Annotated in this window: 22 protein-coding genes; 12 read left to right on the top strand and 10 right to left on the bottom strand. The window is 46.5% G+C overall.

The window, feature by feature from the left end; all coding sequences use genetic code 11:
• Positions 1–114: 114 nt before the first annotated feature.
• The gene (locus QUA50_RS19510) at positions 115–1,020 is read left to right on the top strand and encodes an MvdC/MvdD family ATP grasp protein (protein ID WP_333266103.1); all 906 of its coding nucleotides are present in this window, start codon (positions 115–117) and stop codon (positions 1,018–1,020) included.
• A gap of 7 nt (positions 1,021–1,027) precedes the next feature.
• Here the strand turns inward: QUA50_RS19510 and QUA50_RS19505 are convergent, their stop codons facing one another.
• Both QUA50_RS19505 and QUA50_RS19500 read right to left on the bottom strand, forming a co-directional pair.
• The gene (locus tag QUA50_RS19505) at positions 1,028–1,528 is read right to left on the bottom strand and encodes a plastocyanin/azurin family copper-binding protein (RefSeq protein ID WP_333266105.1); all 501 of its coding nucleotides are present in this window, start codon (positions 1,526–1,528) and stop codon (positions 1,028–1,030) included.
• Between the two features lie 96 nt (positions 1,529–1,624).
• Positions 1,625–2,743, bottom strand: coding sequence for a tocopherol cyclase family protein (locus QUA50_RS19500; protein WP_333266107.1), 1,119 nt, complete (start codon positions 2,741–2,743; stop codon positions 1,625–1,627).
• An 86-nt stretch (positions 2,744–2,829) separates the two neighbouring features.
• Between QUA50_RS19500 and QUA50_RS19495 the strand changes: the two genes are divergently transcribed.
• Positions 2,830–3,411 (top strand): Npun_F5749 family FMN-dependent PPOX-type flavoprotein, encoded by a 582-nt coding sequence (locus QUA50_RS19495; protein ID WP_333266109.1) that lies wholly within the window; start codon positions 2,830–2,832, stop codon positions 3,409–3,411.
• 185 nt (positions 3,412–3,596) lie between these two features.
• Here the strand turns inward: QUA50_RS19495 and cysE are convergent, their stop codons facing one another.
• Positions 3,597–4,403, bottom strand: coding sequence for a serine O-acetyltransferase (cysE, locus tag QUA50_RS19490; RefSeq protein ID WP_333266111.1), 807 nt, complete (start codon positions 4,401–4,403; stop codon positions 3,597–3,599).
• Positions 4,404–4,583: 180 nt separating this feature from the next.
• Positions 4,584–5,066, bottom strand: a complete 483-nt coding sequence (locus tag QUA50_RS19485; RefSeq protein WP_333266113.1) for a hypothetical protein — start codon at positions 5,064–5,066, stop codon at positions 4,584–4,586.
• Positions 5,067–5,618: 552 nt separating this feature from the next.
• Between QUA50_RS19485 and mrdA the strand changes: the two genes are divergently transcribed.
• A complete protein-coding gene (mrdA, locus tag QUA50_RS19480) occupies positions 5,619–7,442 on the top strand; it encodes a penicillin-binding protein 2 (RefSeq protein WP_445243182.1) in 1,824 nt (607 codons plus the stop codon).
• Positions 7,443–7,572: 130 nt separating this feature from the next.
• On the opposite strand, the gene QUA50_RS19475 is transcribed toward mrdA, so the two are convergent.
• Positions 7,573–9,327, bottom strand: a complete 1,755-nt coding sequence (locus tag QUA50_RS19475; RefSeq protein WP_333298877.1) for a DUF3352 domain-containing protein — start codon at positions 9,325–9,327, stop codon at positions 7,573–7,575.
• A 115-nt stretch (positions 9,328–9,442) separates the two neighbouring features.
• On the opposite strand from QUA50_RS19475, the gene QUA50_RS19470 reads away from it, so the two are divergent.
• Positions 9,443–10,069, top strand: coding sequence for a Uma2 family endonuclease (locus QUA50_RS19470; RefSeq protein ID WP_333052464.1), 627 nt, complete (start codon positions 9,443–9,445; stop codon positions 10,067–10,069).
• A 169-nt stretch (positions 10,070–10,238) separates the two neighbouring features.
• On the opposite strand, the gene QUA50_RS19465 is transcribed toward QUA50_RS19470, so the two are convergent.
• Positions 10,239–10,844 (bottom strand): pentapeptide repeat-containing protein, encoded by a 606-nt coding sequence (locus QUA50_RS19465; protein WP_333266117.1) that lies wholly within the window; start codon positions 10,842–10,844, stop codon positions 10,239–10,241.
• Between the two features lie 135 nt (positions 10,845–10,979).
• On the opposite strand from QUA50_RS19465, the gene purL reads away from it, so the two are divergent.
• The 5 genes from purL to QUA50_RS19440 all read left to right on the top strand — a co-directional run bounded on the left by purL (position 10,980) and on the right by QUA50_RS19440 (position 19,773).
• On the top strand, positions 10,980–13,541 hold the full coding sequence (gene purL / locus QUA50_RS19460; protein ID WP_333266119.1) for a phosphoribosylformylglycinamidine synthase subunit PurL: 2,562 nt from the start codon (positions 10,980–10,982) through the stop codon (positions 13,539–13,541).
• Between the two features lie 295 nt (positions 13,542–13,836).
• A complete protein-coding gene (locus tag QUA50_RS19455; RefSeq protein ID WP_333266120.1) occupies positions 13,837–15,840 on the top strand; it encodes a bifunctional serine/threonine-protein kinase/formylglycine-generating enzyme family protein in 2,004 nt (667 codons plus the stop codon).
• Positions 15,841–15,857: 17 nt separating this feature from the next.
• Positions 15,858–16,124: a hypothetical protein gene (locus QUA50_RS19450; protein ID WP_333266122.1), complete on the top strand. Its 267-nt coding sequence runs from the start codon at positions 15,858–15,860 to the stop codon at positions 16,122–16,124.
• A 363-nt stretch (positions 16,125–16,487) separates the two neighbouring features.
• Positions 16,488–17,954 (top strand): amidophosphoribosyltransferase, encoded by a 1,467-nt coding sequence (purF, locus tag QUA50_RS19445; RefSeq protein ID WP_333266124.1) that lies wholly within the window; start codon positions 16,488–16,490, stop codon positions 17,952–17,954.
• Between the two features lie 733 nt (positions 17,955–18,687).
• Positions 18,688–19,773, top strand: a complete 1,086-nt coding sequence (locus QUA50_RS19440; protein ID WP_333266125.1) for a DUF3474 domain-containing protein — start codon at positions 18,688–18,690, stop codon at positions 19,771–19,773.
• Positions 19,774–20,205: 432 nt separating this feature from the next.
• Here the strand turns inward: QUA50_RS19440 and QUA50_RS19435 are convergent, their stop codons facing one another.
• The 4 genes from QUA50_RS19435 to QUA50_RS19420 form a co-directional block, all read right to left on the bottom strand.
• On the bottom strand, positions 20,206–21,828 hold the full coding sequence (locus tag QUA50_RS19435) for an IS1634 family transposase (RefSeq protein WP_333266127.1): 1,623 nt from the start codon (positions 21,826–21,828) through the stop codon (positions 20,206–20,208).
• Positions 21,815–21,955, bottom strand: coding sequence for a hypothetical protein (locus tag QUA50_RS19430; protein WP_333266129.1), 141 nt, complete (start codon positions 21,953–21,955; stop codon positions 21,815–21,817). Before QUA50_RS19430 ends, QUA50_RS19435 begins: the two co-directional genes overlap by 14 nt.
• 97 nt (positions 21,956–22,052) lie before the next feature.
• Positions 22,053–22,643 (bottom strand): hypothetical protein, encoded by a 591-nt coding sequence (locus tag QUA50_RS19425; protein WP_333259650.1) that lies wholly within the window; start codon positions 22,641–22,643, stop codon positions 22,053–22,055.
• A gap of 237 nt (positions 22,644–22,880) precedes the next feature.
• Entirely contained in the window at positions 22,881–23,270 is a 390-nt protein-coding gene (locus QUA50_RS19420) for a DUF1830 domain-containing protein (RefSeq protein WP_333052487.1), read from the bottom strand.
• 375 nt (positions 23,271–23,645) lie between these two features.
• Here QUA50_RS19420 and QUA50_RS19415 point away from each other — a divergent pair, with 375 nt between their 5' ends.
• The 3 genes from QUA50_RS19415 (at position 23,646) to QUA50_RS19405 (ending at position 26,373) form a co-directional block, all read left to right on the top strand.
• Positions 23,646–25,226 carry a photosystem II high light acclimation radical SAM protein gene (locus tag QUA50_RS19415; RefSeq protein ID WP_333266133.1) on the top strand — a complete coding sequence of 527 codons (1,581 nt, stop codon included), beginning with the start codon at positions 23,646–23,648 and terminating at the stop codon, positions 25,224–25,226.
• A 324-nt stretch (positions 25,227–25,550) separates the two neighbouring features.
• The gene (locus QUA50_RS19410; protein WP_333208418.1) at positions 25,551–25,739 is read left to right on the top strand and encodes a hypothetical protein; all 189 of its coding nucleotides are present in this window, start codon (positions 25,551–25,553) and stop codon (positions 25,737–25,739) included.
• A 208-nt stretch (positions 25,740–25,947) separates the two neighbouring features.
• Positions 25,948–26,373, top strand: a complete 426-nt coding sequence (locus QUA50_RS19405; RefSeq protein ID WP_333052491.1) for a hypothetical protein — start codon at positions 25,948–25,950, stop codon at positions 26,371–26,373.
• Positions 26,374–26,629: the final 256 nt, after the last annotated feature.

Raw genomic sequence — 26,629 nt, 5'->3', positions numbered from 1 at the left:
CTTCACTCGATGTTTTTTTTCAATATATAAAAAGTTGCAACACTCTCAAAACAAGTGATGCGACTTTTCATATTTGTACTTGATTTTAGCACATTTTTAATTTTCAAATTTCCCATGAACATTTTAATTCTGGGTAACGATTCAGATGCTCATGCTGCTCATATAAAAGATGCTCTCACTCAAGCCGGTGCAGAAGTAGATTATTTAGATACCTATCTGTTTCCCAGACAGTTACGTCTGTCTTGGCAACCTGATACTCTGGTAGGGTGCTTGACGCTACCCGGAGGTCGCCAGTTGAATTTTCAAGATATTCACAGTGTATTTTGGCGCAATTTTTCCGGTGTTGGCGTTGCACATTTAAAAGATGCAAATCAACAGCAAGTTGCATGGAACGATTCCATGAGTACGGTGCGATCGCTAATGCAAGCTTGTCGGGCTCGCTGGATTAATTCCTGGCAGGCATACCAATTTCATAAAGAAAAACCCCTACAACTGAGTCTGGCAAAGCAAATAGGAGTGACGATTCCTGCAACTTTAATCAGTAACAATCCAGACCAAGTTATGGAATTTTTCCAATCTCAGAAAAAAGTAATTTTTAAGCCAGTTTATGGTGGTGCTCATACCAAGTTGGTGACAGAGGCGCATTTAGAACCTAATCGGCTGAACTTGGCTTTAAGCATTTCACCAATCACAATACAAGAGTATATTCCTGGGACAAATATTCGCAGTTATGTTATTGGTGAATCAGTTTATTCTGCGGAAATTCGCAGTCAAGCTTTGGACTTTCGGGAAGATATAGAGTCCGAGTTAATTCCGATAGATTTGCCCGAATCAGTTCACCAACAATGTTTAGCAATATTAAAAGCATTTATGCTCGATTGGACTGCTATTGATTGGCGTCTCAAGCCCAACGGTGAGTATGTATTTTTAGAGGCTAATCCTAGTCCGATGTTCAGACATTTTGAGCGTCAGACTGGTTTTCCCATTACACAAAAATTAGTCAATCTGTTAATGTCTTAACTGAGATTTAAGAGGCGATCGTAATTTTGCCAATCATCCCCGCTTCCGTATGTCCAGCTACCGTACAGCGCAGGTTGTAGGTTCCAGATTTCATCGGCACAAACACCCATTCTGCCATAGCGCCCGGTTTAAGTTCCAATTCGTGAATTGCTCCTTTAATTTCCACTTTCCCAGCTTCAACTTTTTGAGTCCAACTCGCATCAGCAAAGTTTTTAGCAGTAAAATAATGTTTCTGCAAACTGGGATTTTTTAGCAATAATTTATAGCGCTTGCCCGATTCAAATTCTAGCAGATTGGGAAAAAACTTAAGTTCCCCAGCTTCGTTACCCAAACTAACAGTAATTTCGGTGACAGGTTGGCGAGACAAATCACCGGCAGCACTAGCAATTGCCGCCGGCATCAAGATTGTCCCCAAACACAAAATTAGTCCCAAAATCACCTTGAGAGCTTGTTGTAACCGCTGGCTGCGGTAAAATTCACCTAATTGCAAACCGAGTAAATTGCTCATGGCTGTTATGACTACTGTTAACTATTAACTGACTAATGACTAATGACTAATGACTAATGACTAATGACTAATGACTAATGACTAATGACTACTGACTTAATTCGATCGCCAAACTTCATCCCAAGGCCCGCCCCCAACTTCCAAACCCGATAAAGAACTTTGAGCCTCTAAGATAATTCTAGAACGCTGCTTGCCATTTTTTTCCACATTTCCCCCCAACAACTCTCGCAGTTGCAAGCGCAATTCACCGTGCGTCGTATCCCGGCAGCAAAAAGCCATGCCTTTTTCGGTAGGAGTTCGCACATAAGTACCAAGACTGTTTGTAGTGCCAATCAACTCAACTTCAAATTGGCTGTTTCTAGCCTGCATTTTCCAGCTTCCCCAAGGTTCAATAGTCCAACTAACTTGCGAATTCCAAGGCACAAATTCGTAAAATTTGCCTCGGTAATGCAGACCAATCATTGCTACCGATTCCATCCACCACAGCACGCCCCGCTTGCCGCCCCCAGCCGTTAAAGCTAAATCATTTTCGCCTTGAAAACAATTGCAATTAATCCAAAACCACTTTTGCGGAAAAGCACCGCCCCAGTTTTTTTCGCTGTAAGCGGGAGCATCTTTAAATTCGTAGCGTTCGCCATTCCAATCAATCCAGCCCGTGGCTAAACCGTGAGCCATTAAAATTTGCCATCCAGGCTCAAATACGGGCAGTAAAGATAGCATTCCCGCCGTTGATTTCTGGATTTCTTCAGAGTTTCCCCAGCCATAGATAGGTTTAATTTCGTACTGCCAAAAACAGTGGCTGTCGCTTCCCGGATCGTGCAGATAACCTTGATTTAAAGTAGCAGTAGCTTGATAGCCTTCTTCGACGCTGCTGTCGAATACTTGCGGCTCTAAATATTGGGGTTTAATTTGTAAATTTGTTTTGCCCCAATGTCCGAAACCTAAGCTTTCTCTGTGCGCCCAAAACTTATTTACATCGGGAAAGGTGCGACACAAATAGCTATCTTTCGGGCCGAGAATTTGAGCTGCACCGCCACTGTAAGGTTGACCGCCTCTGGGGTCTTCGATGGAATACATGAATGCAAAGGATTGTCCGTGAATGGGTAATGTTATTCGGTAGTACCAGCCTTCAAAAAAGCGCCGGGAACTGCCGTCCCAGTGGTAGCCACTGTGGGGAGTTTCTATTGTTTTGAGTTTTGAGAGTGAATTTGACATAGAATTACCAATAGCATGACAGGGAATTCACGGATAACTGTTTCTTCCTTCTTCTTTCTTCCTTCTTCCTTCTTCCTTCTTCCTTTATGTCTTTAGCACTTTGGCGATCGCCCTTAGCTCGCGCGCTCCACCGCAACCGCAGTCTTGCTTTTGCCCGTTACTTGCAACTAGCAACTGTTCGGGCTACCGGGCGTCCGGCCAACCGCACTGTGGTGTTTCGAGGCTTTTTAGGAGATACTAATCAGTTGAAATTTATTACTGATATTCGCAGTGAAAAGGCTGAGGAAATTAACCTCTATCCTTGGGGGGAAATTTGCTGGTATTTCCCCAAAACTCGCGAACAATTTCGGATTGCTGGAAAGCTAGTTTTGGTAGGGGCAGATTATCCAGAGGCCCAGTTGTGCTCGTCGCGCCGCACAACTTGGCAGGAGCTTTCTGAGGCTGCTAGAGCACAGTTTGCTTGGCCTCATCCGGGGGAGGACAAAGCCCCGGCTGGTGCTTTTGATTCTGCTTCCCCAAATGCGATCGAGCCGCTGCCTAATTTTTGCTTGCTGTTGTTGGAACCGGAAACGGTGGATTTTTTGGAGTTGCGGGGGGAACCGCAAAACCGATCGCTTTATCGGCGCGACGGGGAGGGAAATTGGTCTGTGCGATCGGTTAATCCTTGAAAAAGAAGTCAACCGATTTGAGATTTGAGATTTGAGATTTTAGATTGAAGAAAGCGACTCCACTGATAAATCTGGGTAGTTATTACTCAGTGATTATTGGTTATTAATTATTTGTTACCAATAACCTTCCAGGCCCCATTGCCAATTCCCTGTTTTGCCAATTCCCTGTTTTGCCAATTCAAATTTTAGATGCCGCTGCCGTCTAAAAATTCTTGAATTGCTTTATCTTTTAAGTTGCAGCTAGGGGTTGTAACTAGCTGTGTTTTTTCGGCTAAGGCTACATTGCTGGCTTGGTTTAAAGCTTGTGATACTGAGTGGAAATTGTGGGAAGTGGGATCAGAAGTTAAGGATACAGATGCTTGAGGAACCAAACTTTTTACTTGCTGTTCGAGGGACTCGATCCGATCGAGCAAAGAGCGAATTACCACAGCTTCCGAATCCGGCAAACTGCCGTGTTCTAGGGGATTGACGCGCACTCCCGATCGATAGACGATGCGGCCGGGAATCCCTACCACTGTGCAGTCAGATGGTACGTCGCGAAGCACGACGGAACCTGCGCCGATGCGAACGTTGTTGCCAATTAGCAGATTGCCGAGTACCTTGGCGCCGGCACCGACAACTACGTTTTCGCCGACTGTAGGGTGACGCTTGCCGCTTTGTTTGCCAGTACCGCCTAGGGTGACACCTTGGTAAATTAGGGCAAAATCGCCGATAATCGCTGTTTCGCCGATCACAACCCCCATACCGTGGTCGATGAAGACGCTTTTGCCGATGGTTGCCCCTGGGTGGATTTCAATTCCGGTCAAAAAGCGAGCTATGTGGGAAATCAAGCGGGGGATGAAGGGAAGTCCCAACACGTAAAGCCAGTGTGCGAGGCGGTGCAGCACTAGGGCTTGAAGACCGGGGTAGCAAAACAAAACTTCCAGCCAGTTGCGAGCTGCAGGGTCGCGATCGAAAATTATACTGAAGTCAGCTCTAAGAGTCTTTAGCACTTTCGGAGTTACCTATTTTGGTTAAACACGCCACTTTCGATTTTACATTTTACTGGATGGGGAAGTGAGCGCTCGATCGGGAGATTGGGGGATATTACGGAGTGGAACCGTGGGAGAGTGGGAGATTGGGGGAGAATTTGATGATATTTTATTGTCTCCATCCAACAGCGCCGCTGCGTTCTATTCCTGTACTGAGATTGTATAGTTAGACTTGACTCCGGGTTCGACAGTACCTACCCAAATCCTGTAAGAGCCTGCTTGCCAGTCAGAATCAAGTATGCCAGCATCTTTATTCTGACCTATATCGTCTCCGCAGCGCACCGCATTACCGGGGCCTTGTACGAGTAAGGTTGTGTCCTTGCCTCCGCTGTTGATTTGGAGTGTGAGTTTTGAAAAGTTTTGCTGCAAGACTATGATGTGGTCGGGAGTTGGGGTGGCAAAACCCAAACATTTGTTTTTGTGGCGATCGGCGTTGGCTATGGCAGATAGAGAGTAGGATCCGCCTGTGGAACCTCTCAAAACTGCTGTTGGGGCTGCAAAACCTCGCGATAAAGTTAAAGTGCCGAAATTGGCTGTTTCTGCTAAAACTGGTAGGGCGACGATCGCCGCGATCGCACCCAAGAGCGCACCGTTTTTGAAATTGGCTCCCTGATTAAACAACATGGCCATACTCCTGGCGTCACAACTTAAAATCACAACTCAGAATTTACCCATCGCAGCCCCTGGAATACAAACTATGGAGGAAGAATAATTTTTTTTAAATTAGTTCAACACCTCCTGGCTTATCTTCCTTATGTCTATCAGGACAATCCCTCTACGATCGCGCTCGCTTGTGCCACTCGGATTTCTGCCACAGGCGATCGACTCATATCCGAAATTGTACGGTGTCAAGATGATAAATTTGATACTTTTAGCCTTGCTGTTGGCCCTCGGTTCCCTATTGACACAGGTCTTGGTATTGTTACCTATAGGTCTATCTGGCTGGCTCCACCTGCCTAATTGGCTGAGCCTGACCTTGATTTTTCTGGCTATTTCTTGGTGCTTGGGGGATTAGTAAGCAGTCATGAGTTAATTAGTGATTAGTCAATAGCTAACGCTCAATCATTCCGCTTCCCCCAAGGGTCAAGGCCCGATCGCCCCGGTCTGATGATGTATACTTCACAATTGACAATTCAAGAATCTAAAATCTAGGATTTGACATCTACCTATAGAATGATGCAACGACAAGTTTATTCGATCTCAGCATTTCACTCTCCTGACAAAAGCCTGGGGGAAACTCCTAAAAAACAGGATCGTCCGATACACCGGGCGATCGTGTTAATGCTGGTGGCAACAGGTTTGCTGGGCCTGCACGCTAGTCGGCTGGTGGAATTGCAACTGATACAAGGGAAGCAACACCGGGAACGAGCCGAAAACAATCGCGTTCGCCTAGTGCCCATGCCGGCGAATCGCGGACACATTATCGATCGCAAAGGCAAGTTGCTAGCTGCAAACAATTTAGCTCGATCGGTATATTTGTGGCCGAAAGAACAAACGCCGGAACAGTGGAAAGTGACAGCAGAAAAGTTGAGTCCGCTGGTTAAAATTCCAGCAAAAGAAATTTTAAAAAAAATAAAAGAGGTCGATCCTCAATCCTATAGACCGGTGCGGCTCAAGCAAGCAATGCCGCCAGAGGTGTTCGTGCCACTAGCAGAAGAGGTGGGACAAATGCGGGGAGTGGAAGTGCGGCCAGAAGCGAACCGCTACTATCCCGAAGGCAGTTTGGCATCTCACGCGATCGGATATATCGGCGAAGCTACCGCAGCCGACTTGGAAGCTCATCCTGAATATCCGATGGGGATGATTGTCGGTCAAATGGGCATAGAAGCGAGCTCTAACGAGAAGATTGCGGGAGTGTGGGGCGATCGGCTGATCGAAGTAAATGCCCAAAATGAAGAATTGCGGCTGATGGGAGAGACACCGCCCAAACCCGGTGAGGCGGTGCAGCTAACCATAGACTTGTCCATGCAAAAAGCAGCCGAAAAAGCCCTGGGGAACCGCCGGGGAGCAGTAGTGGCGCTGGATGTCAACACCGGGGCGGTATTAGTTATGGCCAGCCACCCGACTTTTGACCCCAATCTGTTTACGCGAAAAATCACTAAGGATGAGTGGAAAACTCTTCAAGATCCGGAAAATCCATTTTTGAATCGGGCCACGCAGGGCTATCCCCCCGGTAGCACCTTTAAAATTGTGACTTCCGTCGCGGCCCTGGAGTCGGGCAAATTTTCGCCGGACTCAATTCTCGGTACTTCGTCTTACATTACTGTGGGGGGAATTGATTTTAACGAACACAGTGGCGGTTTCGGCGACATCGGCTTTCGGGATGCTTTGGCTTTCAGCAGCAATACGTTTTTTTATCAATTGGGGATTAGTACCGGGCCGGAGCAAATTTCTAAGTGGGGACAGCGCTTGGGAATTGGCAAGGATACGGATTTGAATCTTTTGGGGCTAGGCGGTGGCGATTACGGTCAAATCCCGACGCCGGAGGAGAAGGAGAAACTTTATAAAGAACCTTGGTATGCGGGTGATACGGTAACGATGTCGATCGGGCAGGGGTTGGTGTTGATGACTCCTTTGGAGGGGGCGGTAATGGTGAGTTCGATCGCTAATGGGGGTTATCGCGTGAAGCCTCATCTTTTGACTTCTATGACCGGCACAGCGGAGACTCAACGGGTACATACGGGGATGAAACCTTCAACAGTTCAGGTGATTAAGGAAGGACTGATCGCGGTAGTTGCCGAGGGTACTGGACAGGGATTGAATGACGGTTCGATTCCGCTGACGGCGGGCAAAACAGGGACTTCGGAGGTCATCGGACAGGAGGATCACTCTTTGTATGTCGCCTTCGGGCCCGCCCAGAAACCGGAAATTGCGATCGCCGTGGTTGTGGAAAATGGCGGTTATGGTTCTGTTGCCGCCGCCCCGATCGCCAAAGAGGTATTTCAAGCTTATTTTGGGCCACAGAAAAATGTGAAGCAGCCAGTAGTTATTAGTCCTTAGTCCTTAGTCCTTAGTCAGTAGTCATTAGTCATTAGTCCTTAGTTATTGGGAATGGGGAATTGGGCATAGTGTCTTGTTTTTCTTCTGACTTCTGACTACTGACTAATGACTACTGACTACTGACTACTAACTAATTGAGCCGCATAAATATAGTAGCTTTGCGAATTCCTGTTATTTCTCCCGTACTGGTGACAGTTAGCGATCGCAAGTGATCGAACAATGGTCTTGCCGAAAGTTCAATTAACCTCAACAGCGGGATTTGTTTTTCCCAAATTGCCCTGCTGGAGGGCCAGTCTAAATAAAAATAGCCGTCGTTAGAGGGCGGAAGCGGTTCAATGCTGGTTTGAAAATCTTGATTGGCAACTAAAGAGACTGTTTCTGCTGCTTCTAGTGCTGCGTCCATTGCTTCTACTGAAGTGGTGAAAATTTCGTATTTGCCGACGGTGGCTCGGACTCCTTTTGCCTCGGTTTCGATCGCACTTTTTCTATTATTTTCTTTACCATAATTCTGGCTAGTTGTCAACTGCGTCCAAGCGGTAATTTTCTGGTTTCTCAGAGTGAAGCTGCCGATGCTGTACTCTTTGCTGCGGGCAATTTCATCGAGTTTGTCGATCGCCTTTTGGGAATCAGCAGAGTTTTCGGCGGCAAAAATCCAGTCGGCACCATTTGACGAATTCGGAAGCACTGCTAAAGCGTATTCTCCTTGTACCCAGTCAAATATATCCTGCGGCAGGTTGACGCCCCAAAGTTGCTGAATATCTCCCAGGGTGCGATCGACTAAATTTGAGACTTCTGGATTAGTAGAAACCGCCAATGACAAATCAGCCCAAAAATTCCTTAAGTCGGTGCTGGCGACCGCGAAAGGACTCGCTGAGGGAATGTATTGCAAGGCTTGCACAGGTTCGGAAAGCGTTGGAGAAGCTGTGTTTTCTCGCGATGTCACTAAAGCAGTTTGAGCCAGCAATCCCCGTCGGTTGACTCCGACAGCAACTGCGAGGGAATTAAGAGAAACTTGGGGATTTTGCTCGGTTGCTGATTGCGGGAGATTGACAAATGCTAAAGCGATTCTGCCTTGAGTTAGCTGCTGCAAAGCTTTTTGATATTCCGGGGTATTGTTGAGATTTAGGTTTGCTGTTTCAAGGTTATTAATTGCATCTCGAATCACAATCGGGCTATTGGAAAATAAAACAAAACTTTGATTATTCCCAGAATTAAAATTACCGCCGATGGCTGCTGTTGCGAAGCTGGATGGCAACTTGGAAGTCGGCAGAGAAAACGGATTAAAAGGCGAAAGCGAAGCAGATTTTTTCTGGGATTTTGGTGCTTGTTTATAATTAATTCTCACGCCTTTATATATTTCCGACTGCACTGTTTTATCGCCACGAGATTGTTGGCGCCAGTAGGAGTCAAGAAATTTTTGGCTGCGATCGACCTTTTGGGAGGAAACGGCCAGCAAAAACCCGGTTTGTTTGCCGTTGCTGCTGTCGCCATCGAAATCTGGGTTTGTGACGGCGAGGGTAATTTCGTCACCTATCCAAGGTTGGATATCTCGACTGTAATCGAGGCCTGTATTGCCGAGGAAACTTTTTTTGATTTGCTCAAATTCTGCGTGCGATCGACTTCTTTCTTCGGGAGTGGCAAAAACTTGTCGCAATGCTTCGAGGCGATCGGGATTTACCAGCATTGATGCTAACAAAGGTGCTTGTTTCGAGACAAACACAGCCGCAGCCGGAGTAGTTGTCGGCCCGCCAGCGAGCAAATTCAGGGGAGTGTGAGTTGTCAGCCAGTAAAAACCACCGGCACTCAAGCCTAAGAGTGCCAAGACGCCAGCAAGGAGGAAAGAAAAGAACGATCGCAACTTCATACAACAAGGACTAATGACCACAGTCTATTATTAACTAGAGTAGCGCATGACCGTAGCTGTCGGCAGATACTTTTTGTGCTGTTCGCAAAAAAAAAGAATCAATTAAAATATTCTCAAGCTCTAAAACTCAAGTAAAATGCTAACAATATCAACGCCCCCCGAACAGCGAGTTTTACTGCAAAATATCAGTTGGCAGTTATATGAAAGCCTGCTAGCGGAACTGGGCAACCAACGTTCCACCAGAATTGCTTATCATCAAGGTCAATTAGAAATTATGGTGCCGCTACCGGAACATGAAAATCGCAACAGGCTGATCGATCGCTTAATTGTAACTCTCATAGAAGAACTCAATCTAGAGTACAACCCCTTTGGCTCGATGACGATCAAAAAACGCAAAAAAGCAGCGGGTAAAGAACCAGATTCCTGTTATTATATCCAGAATGAAGCACTGGTCAGAGGGAGAACAGAATTAGACTTTGCTCAAGATCCGCCGCCCGATTTAGCACTGGAAATTGATATTACCAGCAGTTCCTTAAATCAATTCGATTTATATGCAGATTTAGGCGTACCCGAAATTTGGCGGTACGATGGACGAAGCATCAAGTTTTATCAATTGCAAAATGGCGAATATGCCGAGTGCAATTTTTCGCGGGCTTTCCCGATGCTACCTACTGCAAAAGTTGAGGAATTTATCGATCGCACTCAAACTACAGGCGCAACCACAGCAGTGCGAGAATTACGGGAATGGGTCAATCGATTTTAGATTTTAGATTTTAGATTTTAGATTTTAGAATTGAAGCATTCACCCCACGAATAAATACGTTCGGCAAGTTTCATCGGATACAGGTTTTTTATTTTTCCACGGATGAATCCGGGGGCTTGTATCCTGGATGCTTTCGGTAAAAAATCAAAAAAATCAGTAATTGTGCAGTCTACCACGGCACTCCTCGCGCATCAGAAAAATCTGCATCTAGAACCACCCCCGCATCGAATACAGCATCAGTTAAATCAGCTTTTCTAAACGACGTTATCGACAATTTTTCTATCTGTTCAACAGCGATAAAAAAGCCGATCGCAGTTAACCCCAGAATTACCCCAGAAACCAAAAATAAGACAATTCCCCTGAGAGTATCTCCGCCCAAAAATGTCACAATACCGCTAGCGCCGATCGCAGCAGCAGCCCCAGCCACAGCCCCCGCCACAATCCCAGCCTCGCACCGAGTCGCAGCAATCGCCGTCGCAGCGGTTCCAGCCACAGCCACAGCCCCCGCATCCGCCCCGGCTATCAGTCCCGTCAAAGCCCCAGCAGCCGTCACTGTCACCGCTGTCACCCCAGCCCTGGCAATCAAATTTCTCACCCGCCTGCGGCTTTGTCCGGTTCTGACACCCTGAAAATTTGCCCCCCTCAAAATCGCCCCGGTGAAATTGCAGCCTCGAATGTCGCAACCGCTGAAATTCGCCCCTGACAAGTCAAGCCCTTTAAAAGAACGGTTCCGCAAGTTTTGGTTGGCAAAATTGAGATTTCGAGGTAAAGTCATTCGATTTTAGATTTTAGATTTTAGATTTTAGATTAACCAAGCAAATGCCTGGGATTTTAGATTTTAGATTATAGATTTTAGATTAACCAAGCGCAGGGCATTTAGAATTAAGCCTGTGGTTTATAACGAGTTTCCATGTCTCCCATCTCCGAATCCCCATTTTCCCCCGAACAAATTGCCGGTGAAAGACTCACACCAGAAGAATATGAAGAAATCGTTCAGCGTCTAGGTCGCCATCCTAATAAAGCTGAATTGGGAATGTTCGGCGTCATGTGGAGCGAACACTGCTGTTACAAAAATTCGCGGCCGCTATTAAAACAGTTTCCCACAGAGGGATCTCGAATTCTCGTCGGGCCTGGAGAAAATGCCGGCGTCGTAGACTTGGGATACGGCTTGCAACTCGCCTTCAAAATTGAATCGCACAACCACCCCTCAGCAGTCGAACCCTTCCAAGGTGCAGCAACCGGTGTCGGCGGGATTCTCCGCGATATCTTCACAATGGGTGCGCGCCCGATCGCACTTTTAAATTCCCTGCGTTTTGGCAACTTAGATGATACCAAAACTCAGAGGCTATTCAAAGGAGTAGTATCCGGTATTTCTCATTACGGAAATTGCATCGGTGTACCCACAGTTGGCGGCGAAGTTTACTTCGATCCTGCTTATTCCGGCAACCCATTAGTTAACGTCATGGCCTTGGGTTTAATGGAAACTCAAGAAATCGTCAAATCCGGGGCATCCGGCATCGGAAATCCCGTGCTTTATGTCGGTTCAACTACCGGGCGAGATGGCATGGGAGGAGCAAGTTTTGCCAGTGCCGAATTGACCGACAAATCAATGGACGATCGCCCCGCAGTCCAAGTAGGAGATCCATTTTTAGAAAAATCCTTAATTGAAGCTTGTTTAGAAGCATTCAAAACCGGTGCAGTCGTCGCCGCCCAAGACATGGGGGCGGCGGGAATCACCTGTTCCACATCAGAAATGGCAGCCAAAGGCGGCGTCGGCATTGAATTCGATTTAGACAAAGTTCCCGTTCGAGAAAGCGGTATGGTTCCCTACGAATACCTGCTTTCAGAATCCCAAGAACGGATGTTGTTTGTTGCCCAAAAAGGACGCGAACAGGAATTAATCGATATTTTCCACAGATGGGGATTGCACGCCGTAGTAGCGGGTACAGTCATCGAAGAGCCGATCGTCCGAATTCTCTTTAAAGGCGAAATCGCTGCCGAAATTACCGCAACTGCTTTGGCAGATAACACGCCAATTTATCACCGAGAACTGTTGACAGAACCACCAGAATATGCTAAAAAAGTCTGGGAATGGACAGCGGATTCTCTGCCACAATCCACAGTTAAAGGTATCGAAATTAACGGTAATTTCCAAACTTGGAATCAGATTTTGCTGACGCTTTTAGATACTCCCACCATCGCTTCTAAACGCTGGGTTTATCGCCAATACGACCATCAAGTGCAAAACAATACTGTTGTTTTACCGGGAGGCGCTGATGCTGCGGTTGTCAGATTGCGCCCGCTAGAACCTTGCCAATCTTCCCTTGCTGAAGGGGTAGAAGTACACCCCCTTGCTAAGGGGGATCTACAGAGAGAAAATGCTGTTTCTCTAGCTTCCGAAAGCAAACAGGAAGAAGAGGTAATTCCTCTATTTACAAAGGCACAAGGTAGGGAAACTCCAAAAGTTTCTCCCCCCCTTAGCAAGAAGGAAGCGCCCCTGGGGATGATTCCTGGAGTTGCTGCAACGGTTGATTGCAATTCTCGTTATGTTTATCTCGATCCTTATGAAGGTGCAAAAGCAGTCGTAGCGGAAGCAGCGAGAAATTTAAGCTGTGTGGGTGCTGAACCTCTCGCAGTTACTGATAATTTGAATTTTGGCAGTCCCGAAAAGCCGATCGGATATTGGCAGTTAGCGTCAGCTTGTCGCGGCATTGCTGATGCTTGTCGGGAGTTGGGAACGCCTGTTACTGGCGGCAATGTTTCTCTTTACAATGAAACGGTTGATGCTGAGGGGAATCCTCAACCAATTTATCCGACTCCGGTAATCGGAATGGTGGGGTTGATTCCCGATTTGAAGAAGATTTCTGGCCAAGCTTGGCTAAAGAAAGGCGATTTAATTTATGTGCTGGGAATAGGGGAATCATCCCAAAACTCAGAACTTCCATCTGAAAGCTCAAAAATCGAAACTTCTCCCACTTTGGGAGGTTCGGAATATTTAGCGGCAATTCACGGGATTGTAGCTGGAAAACCGCCAAGGATAGATTTTGAGTTAGAAAGAAAAGTGCAATCGGTTTGTCGCGATGGAATTCGGCAAGGTTGGGTAGGTTCGGCCCATGATTGTGCGGAAGGTGGAATGGCGATCGCCCTCGCGGAATGCTGTATTTCTGCTAAAATGGGTGCGGAAATTCATCTCAGTTGCAATTCGGCAAATGTCAGTCGCTGGGATGAAATTTTGTTTGGTGAAATGGGCAACTGCATTGTAGTTTCAGTCGCACCGAAAAATCAAGAAATTTGGGAAGCTTACCTGCAAGAACATTTGACCAAAATGTGGCACAAAATCGGTTTAGTTGGGGGTACTGAATCGCCTTTGCGGGTGTTGAGTGCTGACAATCAAGTGTTACTTGAGGTTGGGATTGGTGATATGGGCGATCGGTACTGGAGTGCGATCGAGCGTCGGATTGGATCTGTCTAATCGCCTTGCATGCACACGGCGTTTGAAACCGCGTCTTGTCAGACACTCACCCGCACAGCAAGGGTTGAAGCCGTAGGGTGCGTCGCCCGAAACAATCTGTAAGGAATATCGACAATTTCACAGCGACGCACCACACAATAGTAAGGTGCGTCGCATTAAAAATCTGCAAATTGCCTAGAAAATTTCACAGCGACGCACCCTACAAATTAGGCTAATTTTTTCAATCGCCCTATCAATCGTCGATTCAATCGCCCAGTCAATCTATACAATATAAACAATATCATTCATACAATAAATGATTTGCTGTATCAATCCCGACTGCCCCAATCCTCAAAACCCGGACGGGCAAACATATTGCATCAGTTGTGGTCTTCAACTCGTACCCATCCTGCGAAATCGTTTCCGCACGATCGAACTCCTCGGTCAAGGTGGCTTCGGCAGAACCTATTTAGCAGAAGATATCGATCGACTAAATCAACGCTGTGTCGTTAAACAATTAGCACCAAATGTCCAGGGAACTTGGGCGATTAACAAAGCGGTAGAATTATTTCAGCAAGAAGCCAGACAACTGCAACAGCTAGGACAACATCCCCAAATTCCCTCCCTTGATGCCTACTTTGAAGACAACAAATATTTGTATCTCGTACAGCAGTTTGTGGATGGGGATAATTTGTTGACGCTTTTCCAAAATCAGGGAATTTGGCAAGAAAGCCAAGTTAAGCAACTCTTACTCGAACTTCTACCTGTTCTAAAGTTTATTCACGAACAAAACATTATTCACCGAGATATTAAGCCGGAAAATATTATGCGCCGTCGCAGCGACGGTTTGTTAATGCTGATTGATTTCGGAGTTTCCAAACAGTTGTCGGGAACAGTTGTATCGCGACTGGGAACGCAAATTGGTTCGCACGGTTATGCACCGCTTGAACAAATGCAAGGGGGTGAAGCTTATGCAGCCAGCGATTTGTTTAGCTTGGGGGCGACGGCTTTTCATCTACTGACGGGGGTACATCCTTATGGTTTGTGGACGGAACACGGTTATAGCTGGACTGCAAATTGGCAGCAACATTTGAAAAGTCCCATAGACAAGGAATTGGAATTGATTTTATCTAAGTTGTTGGCAAAAGATATCCAGCAGCGCTATCAATCAGCAGAGGAAGTTTTAAGAGATTTTCAACGTCAGTCAAGACAAACTCCCGCACCGATACCAACTCCCACAATTCCTGTGGTTCCACAGCACTCTTTGCCGTTACGAACTAACACAACAAGGCGAGGTTTCTTGCAATTAGCGGGTTTTGCTGGGGGAGGATTTGCATTAGCTGTGCTGGGTCAAAGTTTGTTGAACAACAAAACTTCTTCATCTTCGCCAAATCTTCCACCTTCATCCAAAAATGCGGCCCCATCTCCTAAATCATCTGCTCAAAAATCATCTCCAAAAACTACAGCCAAAAGTTCATCGCCCAAACCATCTCCACAATCTGTAGCAGAAAGTCCATCGCCAAAACCATCTCCAAAACCTCAGCCATCTTCCAATGCTTTAAAAAGCTTTACTTTTGAAACAGTGACAGTCAACTCAGCAGGGCAAATTCTCAACCGCCGTCCAGGAAAAGCACAGGCTTTTATAGAAAATATTGGTAATGGTATTACTCTAGAGATGGTAGCAATTCCTGGCGGCAGTTTCGTGATGGGTTCGCCCGATACGGAAGCCGGACGAAGTAGCTATGAAGGGCCGCAGCGTACCGTGAATATTCCTGCTTTTTTTATGGGTCAATATGAGATAACTCAAGAACAATACCAAGCGGTGATGGGAAATAACCCTTCTGAGTTCAAAGGTGCGAAACTTCCTGTGGAAAAAGTAAGCTGGAATGATGCTGTGGAATTCTGCAAGCGGCTTTCTCAAAAAACAGGCAAGACTTATCGTTTACCTTCACAAGCGGAATGGGAATATGCTTGTCGCGCCGGAACTAAAACACCTTTCTATTTTGGCGAAACTATTACCCCAGATTTAGTTAATTATAATGGCAATAATCCCTATGGTGGGGCACCGAAGGGACTTTACCGCAAACAAACAACTGATGTCGGGAATTTTTCACCCAATGCTTTTGGACTTTATGATATGCACGGGAATGTTTGGGAATGGTGCAGTCATCCCGACAACGATCGAAGCGATCGCCGGGTGCGGTGTGGCGGTTCATGGAAGGACGCTGCGGTGAATTGTCGCAGTGCGTATCGTCTTAGCAATTCGGCGGGCGATCGTTACTCGGACATCGGTTTTCGCGTGGCTATGGTTTCCGCGTAGCGGGTTGAAACCGTAAGGTGCGTCGCCCGAAACAATCTACAAGTTCGATCGACTATTTCACAACAACGCACCACAAATTAGTCAGGTGCGTCGCCCGAAACAATCTGCAAGTTCGATCGACAATCTCGCAGCGACGCACCCTACAAATTAAACTGAAAAACTTATCTGCTCCGTGCTATTGCTATAACTTCCCGCGCCCAAAAATGACTTTACATGGCCGCACAGATTCCCATGATGATATAGTAGGTCAATTTTATGAAAAAGTCAAGCTCGATCGCCCTTAAATTCTAATATTTGAAAAAGCCCGTGAAGCAAGTTTATAATTTATTTGCGATTGCACGATCGCCTATCTCTTCAGTCTGGTGTTGCGCCCACTTCGTTGGACAATCACCGAATTCCTCGCCGCCTCCCTCGACAAATCCCTCGCCCGCCGTTAATCAAGGTTAATATAGGATTTGGGGGCGATCGATACTACAATGCCATTGAACGCCGCATAGCTTCTGTCTGAAATGCTACACGAGTTGGAAATAATGACAGATCCGTGGCAAGATTAAGGGAATGTTAAGTTATGCGACGCTCTCGCAAACAAGATTTCCCGCTGAAACTGTCCCCCTAGCCCACCTTCCCCATTAGGAACCCACCCATCTATGATTCCCAACCATTCCTTCGCGGCTGACGAGCATTCTAGCAAACCCGACAAGCCAGAGGAAGCTTGCGGCGTTTTCGGTATCTACGCACCGGGTGAAGATGTCGCCAAGTTGACCTACTTCGGTTTGTATGCCTTGCAGCACCGCGGTCAGGAATCAGCAGGAATTGCCACCTTTGACGGTGACACAGTACACCTCCACAAAGATATGGGACTGGTTTCCCAAGTCTTCAACGAATCGAGTTTAGGTCACTTGCCCGGTAACTTAGCCGTAGGCCACACTCGCTACTCTACTACCGGCTCGTCCCGCGTGGTCAACGCTCAGCCTGTGGTTGTCGAAACTCGTTTGGGAAGTCTGGCTCTAGCACATAACGGGAATCTTGTCAATACCAAAGAATTGCGCGAAGAATTGCTGTCTCGGAAGTGCGAATTTGTCAGCACGACGGATTCAGAGGCGATCGCAGTGGCGATCGGTTCCGAGGTAGACAAGGGCAAAGACTGGCTGGAAGCAGCGATCAGTGCCTTTGCTATGTGCCAAGGAGCCTTTAGTTTGACGATCGCCACCCCCAAAGGCGTGATGGGAGTCCGCGACCCCCAGGGCGTCCGCCCGCTGGTAATTGGCATCCTCCCCACAACTCCGGTACGGTACGTTTTAGCATCGGAAACTTGTGGATTGGATATTATCGGTGCTGAATTTTTGCGGGACGTAGAACCCGGGGAATTAGTTTGGATTACAGATGAAGGTATGGCTTCCTTCCACTGGAGTCAGCAACAAAAGCGCAAACTTTGCATCTTTGAAATGATCTATTTTGCTCGCCCCGACAGCCAGATGGAAGGTGAAAGTTTGTACAGCTACCGGCTGCGGATCGGGCGTTTGTTGGCAGCAGAATCTCCGGCTGATGCTGATATAGTCATCGGCGTTCCCGATTCTGGAATCCCGGCGGCGATCGGCTTTTCTCAAGCTTCCGGCATTCCTTACGCCGAAGGATTGATTAAAAACCGCTACGTGGGGCGCACTTTTATTCAACCGACTCAGACAATGCGCGAGTCAGGAATCCGCATGAAACTCAACCCTCTCAAAGATGTGTTGGAAGGAAAGCGGGTAATTATTATCGATGATTCGATCGTGCGCGGTACTACCAGTCGCAAAATCGTCAAAGCCTTGCGGGATGCTGGCGCAACAGCAGTTCACATGAGAATTTCCTCGCCGCCGGTGACTCATCCGTGTTTCTACGGTATCGACACCGACAATCAAGATCAGTTGATTGCTGCTACTAAGTCAGTCGCAGAAATCGGCACCCAAATTGGGGTTGATTCCTTGGCTTTCTTGAGTTGGGATGGAATGCTGAAGGCGACTAACGAAGACCCGATGAGTTTTTGTTCGGCTTGTTTCACTGGTGATTATCCGATCGACGTTCCAGAAATGGTAAAACGGTCTAAGCTCATATTAGAAAAAGCTGGAGCCTAGAAAATAAAAAAGCGAGAAAGCGATCGCCCGTCACTTTCCGCAATTTATGGATTTTCAAGTTTTTCTGGTAAGTCATTGCCAGAATGTGTGTAGAAATGTTACATTAACTTAGCTTTAGCAATTCTTGCAGAATTTGTGAACAGTAGTGAACAGTCGCTTGGGTAGAACTTGTGTGAAACCCAAGCCTCGGATTGGAGATGGGAGATGGGAGATTTGAGACTTGTGCTTGAATCTAAAATCGCCAATCTAAAATCGATGGTTTTTCCCTACACTCTCGTTCACAATTCCTGCTCGAAACGCTGTATGCTACCTGCAGACTGGAGGTAGTTCCTCCAGATGTCCACTCTCAGATGGAAGTCGCATTTCGCACCAACAACGGGCACATGAGATTTTTTCAGATAACAGGGTCGATCGCACTAATTTTTCCGACACAAGTATTCGACAAGCCAACTTGCTTGAGAATCGCGGACGGGCTATTCATGCGAACTAAATAACTTTAGAAACCCTTGCAGAGTAAAAAGATGGCTCCTTGCAGGTTGAATGTTACCTCACCTGCATAGGGGATACAACCCCCCGACTCCTGTCCGGGAGAGCCAAAAATTTAGATATTAGTTTAAGCCCCCAGATTCATCTGTGGAGTGAATCTAAAATCTAAAATCTAAAATCTCAAATCGATTGACTGTTAAAAGAAGGCGGAATGCGGTTTCTCAAGTCAGCTTAAATCGGAAACTTCGTGCAATCAAATACTGTTCTCAATCAGCCGAGCAATCAAGGCTCATCCTCTCGTACAGCAGAGTTACCTTTTACTCTTCAAGATATCAAGGCAGCCATCCCAGCCCACTGTTTTGAGCCATCGGCATGGAAATCTCTGGCTTATTTCTTTTTAGATATTGGCATCATCGCAGGTTTGTATGCGATCGCCTACACCCTGGATTCCTGGCTCTTTTATCCAATCTTTTGGTTGATGCAGGGAACCATGTTTTGGGCATTGTTTGTAGTGGGTCACGACTGCGGACACGGTTCATTTTCTAAGAGCAAATGGCTCAACAACCTGATCGGACACCTGTCCCACGCTCCAATTCTCGTGCCCTTCCACGGTTGGCGGATCAGTCACAGAACCCACCACGCAAATACAGGCAGCTTAGATAACGATGAAAGCTGGTATCCGGTATCGGAAAGCAAATACAATCAAATGCCTTGGTACGAAAAGCTAGGACGCTTTTATTTGATGTTATTTGCCTATCCAATTTATCTATTTCGCCGATCGCCCGATCGAACTGGTTCTCACTTCATGCCCGGTAGCCCGATTTTCCGTCCGTCCGAAAAATGGGATGTGTTGACAAGTTCCGCATCCTTGGTACTGATGGTAGGCTTTTTAGGCGCGCTAACCTATCAGTTTGGTTGGCTGTTTTTACTCAAGTTCTACTTGGTTCCCTATGTAGTGTTCGTGATGTGGCTGGATTTGGTAACATTCCTGCACCACACAGAAGCCGATATTCCTTGGTATCGCGGAGATGATTGGTATTTCTTGAAAGGTGCATTGTCTACGATCGATCGCGACTACGGAATCATCAATTCCATCCATCACGATATCGGCACCCACGTAGCCCACCACATTTTCTCGACAATGCCGCACTATCACTTGAAGGAAGCAACGGAAGCAATTAAACCTGTGTTGGGCGATTATTATCGCAAGTCAACCGATCCAATTTGGAAGAGCTTTATTCGCTCTTACTGGGATTGTCATTTTGTCTCCGATACAGGTTCTGGAGTTTACTACGAATCACCTAACAGTCGGCGCTCTGCTGAAGTTAAGTAGCTTAAATAAACAATAGAATATGCAAAAACCCGGCTTCTTTAAAAAACCGGGTTTTTCTTTTTTATGCGTGTTTGATAAGGAGCGCGAATTAAATCCCACATTCCGCAGGTGCGATCGCGCGATCGAGTATTTTTCAAAGATTGGACCACCGAACCCGCAAAAATAAGAGGCAATATTGAGCATTTCTAGTGTCCGGTTGAGGTACAGGAAAATGGTGGAAAATTCTGACATTCACAGCACTTGTGACCGACCAGATATTGGGAGAGATCGTATTAGATAAAAGTCTAACTATCGCACCTGATGGGCAACACAATCGTTGGCTCTTGCCTTAGCGCCAGATGCGTCGCAAACTATCTCATTTTACTAGATTTTTCCTCGCGATACGCTTAGCGCCAACCGTTGGGGAGTTCGTCCCAATTCTAGCGCTCGATCTCAAGAAAGCAGGTAATATTTGCGACAAGGAGCGCCAAAGAATTGGATAATCCACAATCTTTCTTGGGTAAGATTGGTAATTTGTTTGACACCATTAACTGTCAACAAATGAATTGACATAAAACATTGAAACACCCATCGCAAAGTTGGTTTTGCCGTCGGCTTACCGACTTGGTTATCAATGGTTTGTTTGGCGCGTTCGAGAGCCAAACGCAGCGCGCGTTGACCTAAACTATATACTAACAAGCACAAACCCATAACCGCAGCTAGGGCAGCTACTCGTTCGGGAGTTTTCAGAAAAACGCTCGAAGTAAAAAATAAGGGATCTTTGAGAAACCGAAAACCTCGTTCTGTTGATGGCTGTGCTTTGTATTCTTGTAGGATTTGGTCGTCACTCAATACCTTCTCGTCTAACACATTGGTCGCCAACAGAAACAATCCAGCACGTTGCCTTTCGGCATCAATGACACTATCTTTCGGGGCAAGTACAGCAGAGCTCTGATAATGTTTCTCACCGACGGCATTTTTGCTGGGTCTGCCACGTTTTTTGTGTTCGACAATTTCGATCGCTTGTAAGTCCTGCAATTGATGGTAGGGTAATTGTTGCGACAATGCAGCAGCAGCAGTTAGGGCATCTGGTTGGCAAGCAAACTTTTGACTCTGTAATTGCTTGAGGGCGGCACGGGCTTTTGCTTCGTGTTTTGCGAGGCGTTTCTCCAATTGTTTGAGGTCTGATTCCAACCGCGCCTGACTCTTCACCACCAGCCATCTTTGTGGAATGGAGGCATAACAATTGCAGCTTGCTGCTATCTGATACCCTGCCAGGGAACTGGGGACGAAGGCATCGGGATGGATGTTTTGCAACAAGTCTTTGGCACCCTTTAGGGTAGCTGGGACTCTGGATACCCATCTCAACTGTGCCATTTGTTGCAGGTTATCCGCTGTGTAGAGGGCGGCGTCAGCGACAAACAGTGCATCGACATCCCATTGCTGTTTGAATTCCAGAATCAGTCGGGCAAATACAGCAGAGTCGGTTTCATTGCCGTCTCCAACTCTCAGGTACAAAGGGATATCTCCGTCCCCGCTGCACATGAGGTCTACCATGAATTGCTTTAAATCTGGGCGGTGGTCTCTGGAATAGCCGTGGGTGATGTGAATTGTACCTGGTTCTGTGGTGTCATCTTCATTGCTGAGGTACTCGCCATCGACGTGGAGGGAACTCGAATCTAGGTGCAGGCTGTGCATATCTACGCCAAAATGTCGCGCCGCCGACAGTGCCACTGTGACGAAGAGTTCTGTCAGACCAAAAGCGTACATTTTGTCCAGAACGCGCCCGAGCTTGTCATCATTTAAGTGTTCCGGTTTGATACCCTCTCCCAACAAGTGTTCTGTGGCTTTACCCACAAAAAAGCTTTCCAACAGGTACAGGGGGGCGCTAACAAAGCCTAACCCATTCAAAATCATCGCTTTGACGGCTTGACCAGGGGTGACGATTTCTTGCGGGTGAGTACCCAGCATTCGATCGAGTTGTTCGACTAATCCCATATCATCACAGATGCCAGCAATTAGTCCACAGTGGTCAATATCTTGTACTCTAATATCAGGCGCTTCAATTTTGCTCATCTTTTAAAAATACTCGATCGGGCGATCGCACCTGCGGAATGTGGGTTAAATAACTTACAACTTTAATTGTTATTGTGGGATGGGCGTCCCGCCCGTCCTTAAAAGACGGGCGGGACGCCCATCCCACAAACTTGTGGAAGTTATTTAATTCTCATTCCTAATAAGATGTTCCACATTTAACCTGCATATTGGGGGCGAGCTCTTCGGCCCGCCCCACAATAAATTTACAGATTACCTTTAAGCCCGATCGCCGTAACAATAGTCCACGCATCCACCAACAGCAGCAGCAGCGTACATCCCAGCAAAATAAGATACATCCAAGGCTGCGACAAAGGGCGGACATCTCTAGTATCAATACCTGTTTTTGCTTCCACCAAACCGACTAATTTACCAAATCCAGCCACCCGCATTGGCAACAAATAACCTTCACCCGAATGACTCAAAAAATAGTAAACTAAACCTCCTTGACCGGTCGATCGAGGTTTGAGAGCTTTTACCTCAGTCCAAGGTAGGGACCAACCCTTGCGAAAAAAATGCGGAAACCACTTGGGATATGTGACTTCAATCCCTTCCTCGCTCAAAATTACCCTTTCACTGAGCACGCCGTAGAGGCCCACAGCCCCAACAACAATTCCCGCCCAGAGTGCGGCGGGAGGAACCGGTGCTTTCGTTACTTCCGACAAAAACGGCAATGGAATTGTCAGGGCTGTGTACAAGCTCAACAGCGTGATTCTAATCAGGGGAGAAAGCCGGAATACCGCCGGCTCAAATACTGGGGCAGAAGATGGGGAAGAAGCAAGAGGTTGTGCTGACATGGCTGAATTCGAGAAGCTGTTTAAGGATATTTTTGCACAGCTTTTGGGCCCGCCAACCAAACTCAGAGAAATACGAAAAACCGGACAATATTTCCAGTTGTGAGTTTTGATCTAAAATTCATTTCACAAACTTTGATTCTTAACTGTTGAGTTTTTACCGCTTTGCAGAAGTTGGAATTTTGAGCGCGGAGTTATCAATTAACTGACAATTATATAACTCAAAACTCACAACTGGGATTAATCAACGGCGGTTAGCGCCGGTACAGTCAAAGGTTCTGAGATTTCTCTGGATTTGGGGCGGCCGGCCATGATTGTTCGATCGCCCTGAACTGCCTCTGGGGATCTGCTAGGATTGACCTTTGAATAGGGGCCTTCGTTAATCTGCAAGCGATCGCAAGGAATTTTATCCGACAAAATTGCACTAGCCATCATCCCGGTGTGAATTTCCAATGCTGCAGCGGGCATCGCTTCAAACACTAAGCGCTGTCCGGGAAACACCACTCGTTCAAAGTACCAGTTAGGAATGTTGGCGATGCGAGCAATCTGAATCTGACTGGTGGCGTTGACGTAGCAGCACAGAATCTTGCTGTCAATGTTTGAGGGTACGGGGTCAAGAATTTGAGCCATAACTGCTGAGGGAGCCTTGCCTAAAAGTTTTAGTTATCTTCTCAGGCTAACACTAGGCGATCCCGCCTACTGTAAAGCCGACTACCAACTCCCTAATACATGAGAGACCGATCGAACTTCTATTAAAATATAACCGGATAAATATCGGCTTTTTGACTCCTAGCAGAGATTTTTTGTCAAAATAAGCTGTATTCACTTAAAAATTAGCTTTTTTCTGCTGCTGTCGCCGATCGACACCAACAAGCTCGGCTTTTAGCCAGTTTAAAAAAATTTAAGAATATTTAATGTCAAATTGCGAAAATTAGACATATTGTAAAGTTATATTAAAAGAATATTAACATAGCTGAAAAAGTTCCACTTTAGGATATGGCAATCATGGAAAACCGAGAAAACCGAGTCCTGTACGTTCGCCTCCCTTGCAATCCGATTTTCCCGATCGGAGTTGTCTATCTTTCGGATCACGTACACAAGCTGTTTCCCGATGTCGAACAGCGCATTTTCGATTTAGGTGCCGTACCCCCCCTGGATTTCGCTAAAGCTTTAGATGCCAGCATAGACGAGTTTAAGCCGACTCTGCTAGTTTTCTCTTGGCGGGACATTCAAATTTACGCCCCCGTGGGCGGCCGGGGCGGCAACCCGCTGCAAAATGCCTTCGAGTTTTACTACGCCAAAAATCCCCTGATCAAGTTCCGGGGAGCACTCGGAGGACTGCGTTTAGCCGCGTCTTACTACACCGAACTCTGGCGCAATTTGGGACTGATTAAGCGCGGATTGAAGCGGGCCCGGAAATACCGCCCCGAAGCTCGTGCAGTGGTCGGAGGCGGTGCTGTGAGCGTGTTTTACGAGCAGTTGGGACGCAGTTTGCCCACGGGCACTGTGGTTTCGGTGGGGGAAGGCGAAGCTTTGCTGGAGAAGTTGATTAAGGGCGAAGATTTGGCCGAGGAAAGGTGTTATGTGGTGGGAGAAACTGTGCCGCGCGCGAAGCTAATTCACGAAAAACCAGCCAACATCGAGAAAACTGCTTGCGACTATAACTACATCGAAACCATTTGGCCAGAATTTTCCTATTATCTACAGGATATGGACTTCTACGTGGGAGTCCAAACCAAGCGCGGCTGTCCTCACAATTGCTGTTACTGCATTTATACGGTGATTGAGGGGAAACAAGTGCGGATCAATCCGGCGGATGAGGTGGTGGCGGAGATTCGGCAATTGTACGATCGAGGTATCCGCAATTTCTGGTTTACCGACGCTCAATTTATCCCAGCACGCAAATTCATCGATGATGCAGTTGAATTATTGCAAAAAATCATCGCCGCCGGCATGGACGACATACACTGGGCCGCTTACATCCGTGCGGACAATCTCACACCAGAGTTGTGCGATTTGATGGTAAAAACGGGGATGAATTACTTTGAAATCGGCATCACCAGCGGTTCCCAAGAACTGGTTCGGAAAATGCGGATGGGCTACAACTTGCGAGTAGTTTTGGAAAATTGTCGCGATTTAAAAGCAGCAGGTTACAACGATGTGGTTTCCGTTAATTACTCGTTTAACGTCATTGACGAAACCTTTGAAACCATCCGGCAAACTATTGCTTATCACCGAGAACTAGAGCGGATTTTCGGAGCAGATAAAGTAGAACCAGCTATTTTCTTTATCGGGTTGCAGCCGCACACAATTTTAGAAGAATACGCCTTTAAAAAGGAGATTCTGCAACCGGGTTACGATCCGATGAGTTTGATGCCTTGGACAGCGCGCAAATTGCTATGGAATCCCGAGCCTTTGGGTTCCTTTTTCGGGCAAATTTGTTTAGAAGCTTGGCAGCGTAATTCCAATGATTTCGGTCGCGAAGTGATGGCAATTCTGGAGGAAAAACTCGGCTGTGCGGATTTGGAAGAAGCATTAACCGCGCCAGTGGAAATCAAAGACAAACAATTGGCAGCAGTTAATTAATTACCAGGTTCGCAGTCAGGAAGACGGTTCTTTTCAAAAGGGGAAATGGGAGGAAAAATCTATCTTCTGTTTCCCTTTTTATTATTTAATAAATAGGTAAGTGCAAATAAACATTACCGTGTAATATCAAATCCGCCCTTCCGAGTCCTGTATTCATCTCTCTGTTCTCTGACCGAAAGCATCCAGGATACAAGCCCCCGGATTCATTCCTTCGCAGACTCAGGACGGAGAAATAAAAAACCTGTATGCGATAAACAAGCCCCCGAATTTATCCGTGGGGTCAATTCTTTAATCTAAAATCTAAAATCTAAAATCTAAAATCGATTGACTCTGCGTTCTCTGCGTTCTCTGCGGTTTAATCATTCCAATGCAACCGGAATTGATATAAAAGAGTCCGTTCGCGACATGGGGGCGCTGATTCCCGGTTTCTACGAAAATCAAAGGTTTAGTAACGAGAAATATATGAAGAAACCCGGTTTCTCAAATCGGCGTGAACAAGTCATAAAATCTTAAAAATGTCATAAATACAAGAGATTGCTTGCCTGCGATCGCATTGACATACTTGTGTATTTTCACGGGTGTTAGGTGCACAGTTCGCACCTTACTTAAACCGAGGGTATACCGGGTTCCCTGCACCTCTCACCTCTGAGATTAAATATTATTAATATCCAGCAAAGATAGCTTAAGATGTAATTATATAGTTAAAACCAGGAGTAACAGGATGTTTTATAAAGATACAGTTAAGGACATTAAAGCAGTAGTTCTAGTTATGGCGGGGATTAGTGCGATAGGCTTTTTGACCGCCTCAGCAGAAGCAACTGCACTAAATCAACCCGCACCCAACACTTTGGGCAATAATCAACCGCTGCAAATTGCTCAAGTTGAGGGATGTCCGAGGGCCGAAATGGTGCAATTTTTCGCAACGCCCAACTTTTCTATATACATTTGCAAAACCCAGGAAGGCGATATTTTTTACCGCGGCCTTAGCAAAATAAATGGCACCCAAATCAATGTCATGCAAGTAACAGCAGGTGATGACGGAAGTTATGAAGCGACTAACGGCAATATTATCTACTCGATCAACCCCCAACGCCTGCAAGTCCGCCAGAATGGTAAGGTAATTTTGACCGAAGCTGTCATTAAGTAACACTAACTGTTATTTAATGAGAAATTCACTAAATTTAGGGTGTATTTTATTTAATATCATGTCCTATGGATTAACCATAATATTTCGGCCGGGCGGGTTTTTGAGATTGTCAATTATTGGCAGGTATTGTTGGTGAACCCGCCCCTACAAAAATTGCGATCGCTCGATTGGACATGATTTAAGGAATGAGAATTAAATAACTTCCACTCTTGAAAGTGGGATGGGCGTCCCGCCCGTCATGAGTGGACGGGCGGGA

The organism is Microcoleus sp. M2_D5, assembly GCF_036701935.1.
In the GTDB taxonomy this organism is placed as follows: Bacteria; Cyanobacteriota; Cyanobacteriia; order Cyanobacteriales; family Microcoleaceae; genus Microcoleus.
Note: the sequence above shows the minus strand (reverse complement) of the source record. Positions and strands in the feature narration are given on the sequence as shown.

Bases quoted from the DNA above. Each gene is read 5' to 3' on its own strand.
- QUA50_RS19500 (WP_333266107.1), bottom strand. From the start codon at position 2,743: ATGTCAAATTCACTCTCAAAACTCAAAACAATAGAAACTCCCCACAGT.
- QUA50_RS19495 (WP_333266109.1), top strand. From the start codon at position 2,830: ATGTCTTTAGCACTTTGGCGATCGCCCTTAGCTCGCGCGCTCCACCGC.
- QUA50_RS19405 (WP_333052491.1), top strand. From the start codon at position 25,948: ATGTTTTATAAAGATACAGTTAAGGACATTAAAGCAGTAGTTCTAGTT.
- mrdA (WP_445243182.1), top strand. From the start codon at position 5,619: ATGCAACGACAAGTTTATTCGATCTCAGCATTTCACTCTCCTGACAAA.
- purF (WP_333266124.1), top strand. From the start codon at position 16,488: ATGATTCCCAACCATTCCTTCGCGGCTGACGAGCATTCTAGCAAACCC.
- QUA50_RS19415 (WP_333266133.1), top strand. From the start codon at position 23,646: ATGGAAAACCGAGAAAACCGAGTCCTGTACGTTCGCCTCCCTTGCAAT.
- QUA50_RS19485 (WP_333266113.1), bottom strand. From the start codon at position 5,066: ATGTTGTTTAATCAGGGAGCCAATTTCAAAAACGGTGCGCTCTTGGGT.
- QUA50_RS19510 (WP_333266103.1), top strand. From the start codon at position 115: ATGAACATTTTAATTCTGGGTAACGATTCAGATGCTCATGCTGCTCAT.
- QUA50_RS19425 (WP_333259650.1), bottom strand. From the start codon at position 22,643: ATGTCAGCACAACCTCTTGCTTCTTCCCCATCTTCTGCCCCAGTATTT.
- QUA50_RS19505 (WP_333266105.1), bottom strand. From the start codon at position 1,528: ATGAGCAATTTACTCGGTTTGCAATTAGGTGAATTTTACCGCAGCCAG.
- QUA50_RS19435 (WP_333266127.1), bottom strand. From the start codon at position 21,828: ATGAGCAAAATTGAAGCGCCTGATATTAGAGTACAAGATATTGACCAC.
- purL (WP_333266119.1), top strand. From the start codon at position 10,980: ATGTCTCCCATCTCCGAATCCCCATTTTCCCCCGAACAAATTGCCGGT.
- QUA50_RS19465 (WP_333266117.1), bottom strand. From the start codon at position 10,844: ATGACTTTACCTCGAAATCTCAATTTTGCCAACCAAAACTTGCGGAAC.
- QUA50_RS19455 (WP_333266120.1), top strand. From the start codon at position 13,837: ATGATTTGCTGTATCAATCCCGACTGCCCCAATCCTCAAAACCCGGAC.
- QUA50_RS19470 (WP_333052464.1), top strand. From the start codon at position 9,443: ATGCTAACAATATCAACGCCCCCCGAACAGCGAGTTTTACTGCAAAAT.
- QUA50_RS19420 (WP_333052487.1), bottom strand. From the start codon at position 23,270: ATGGCTCAAATTCTTGACCCCGTACCCTCAAACATTGACAGCAAGATT.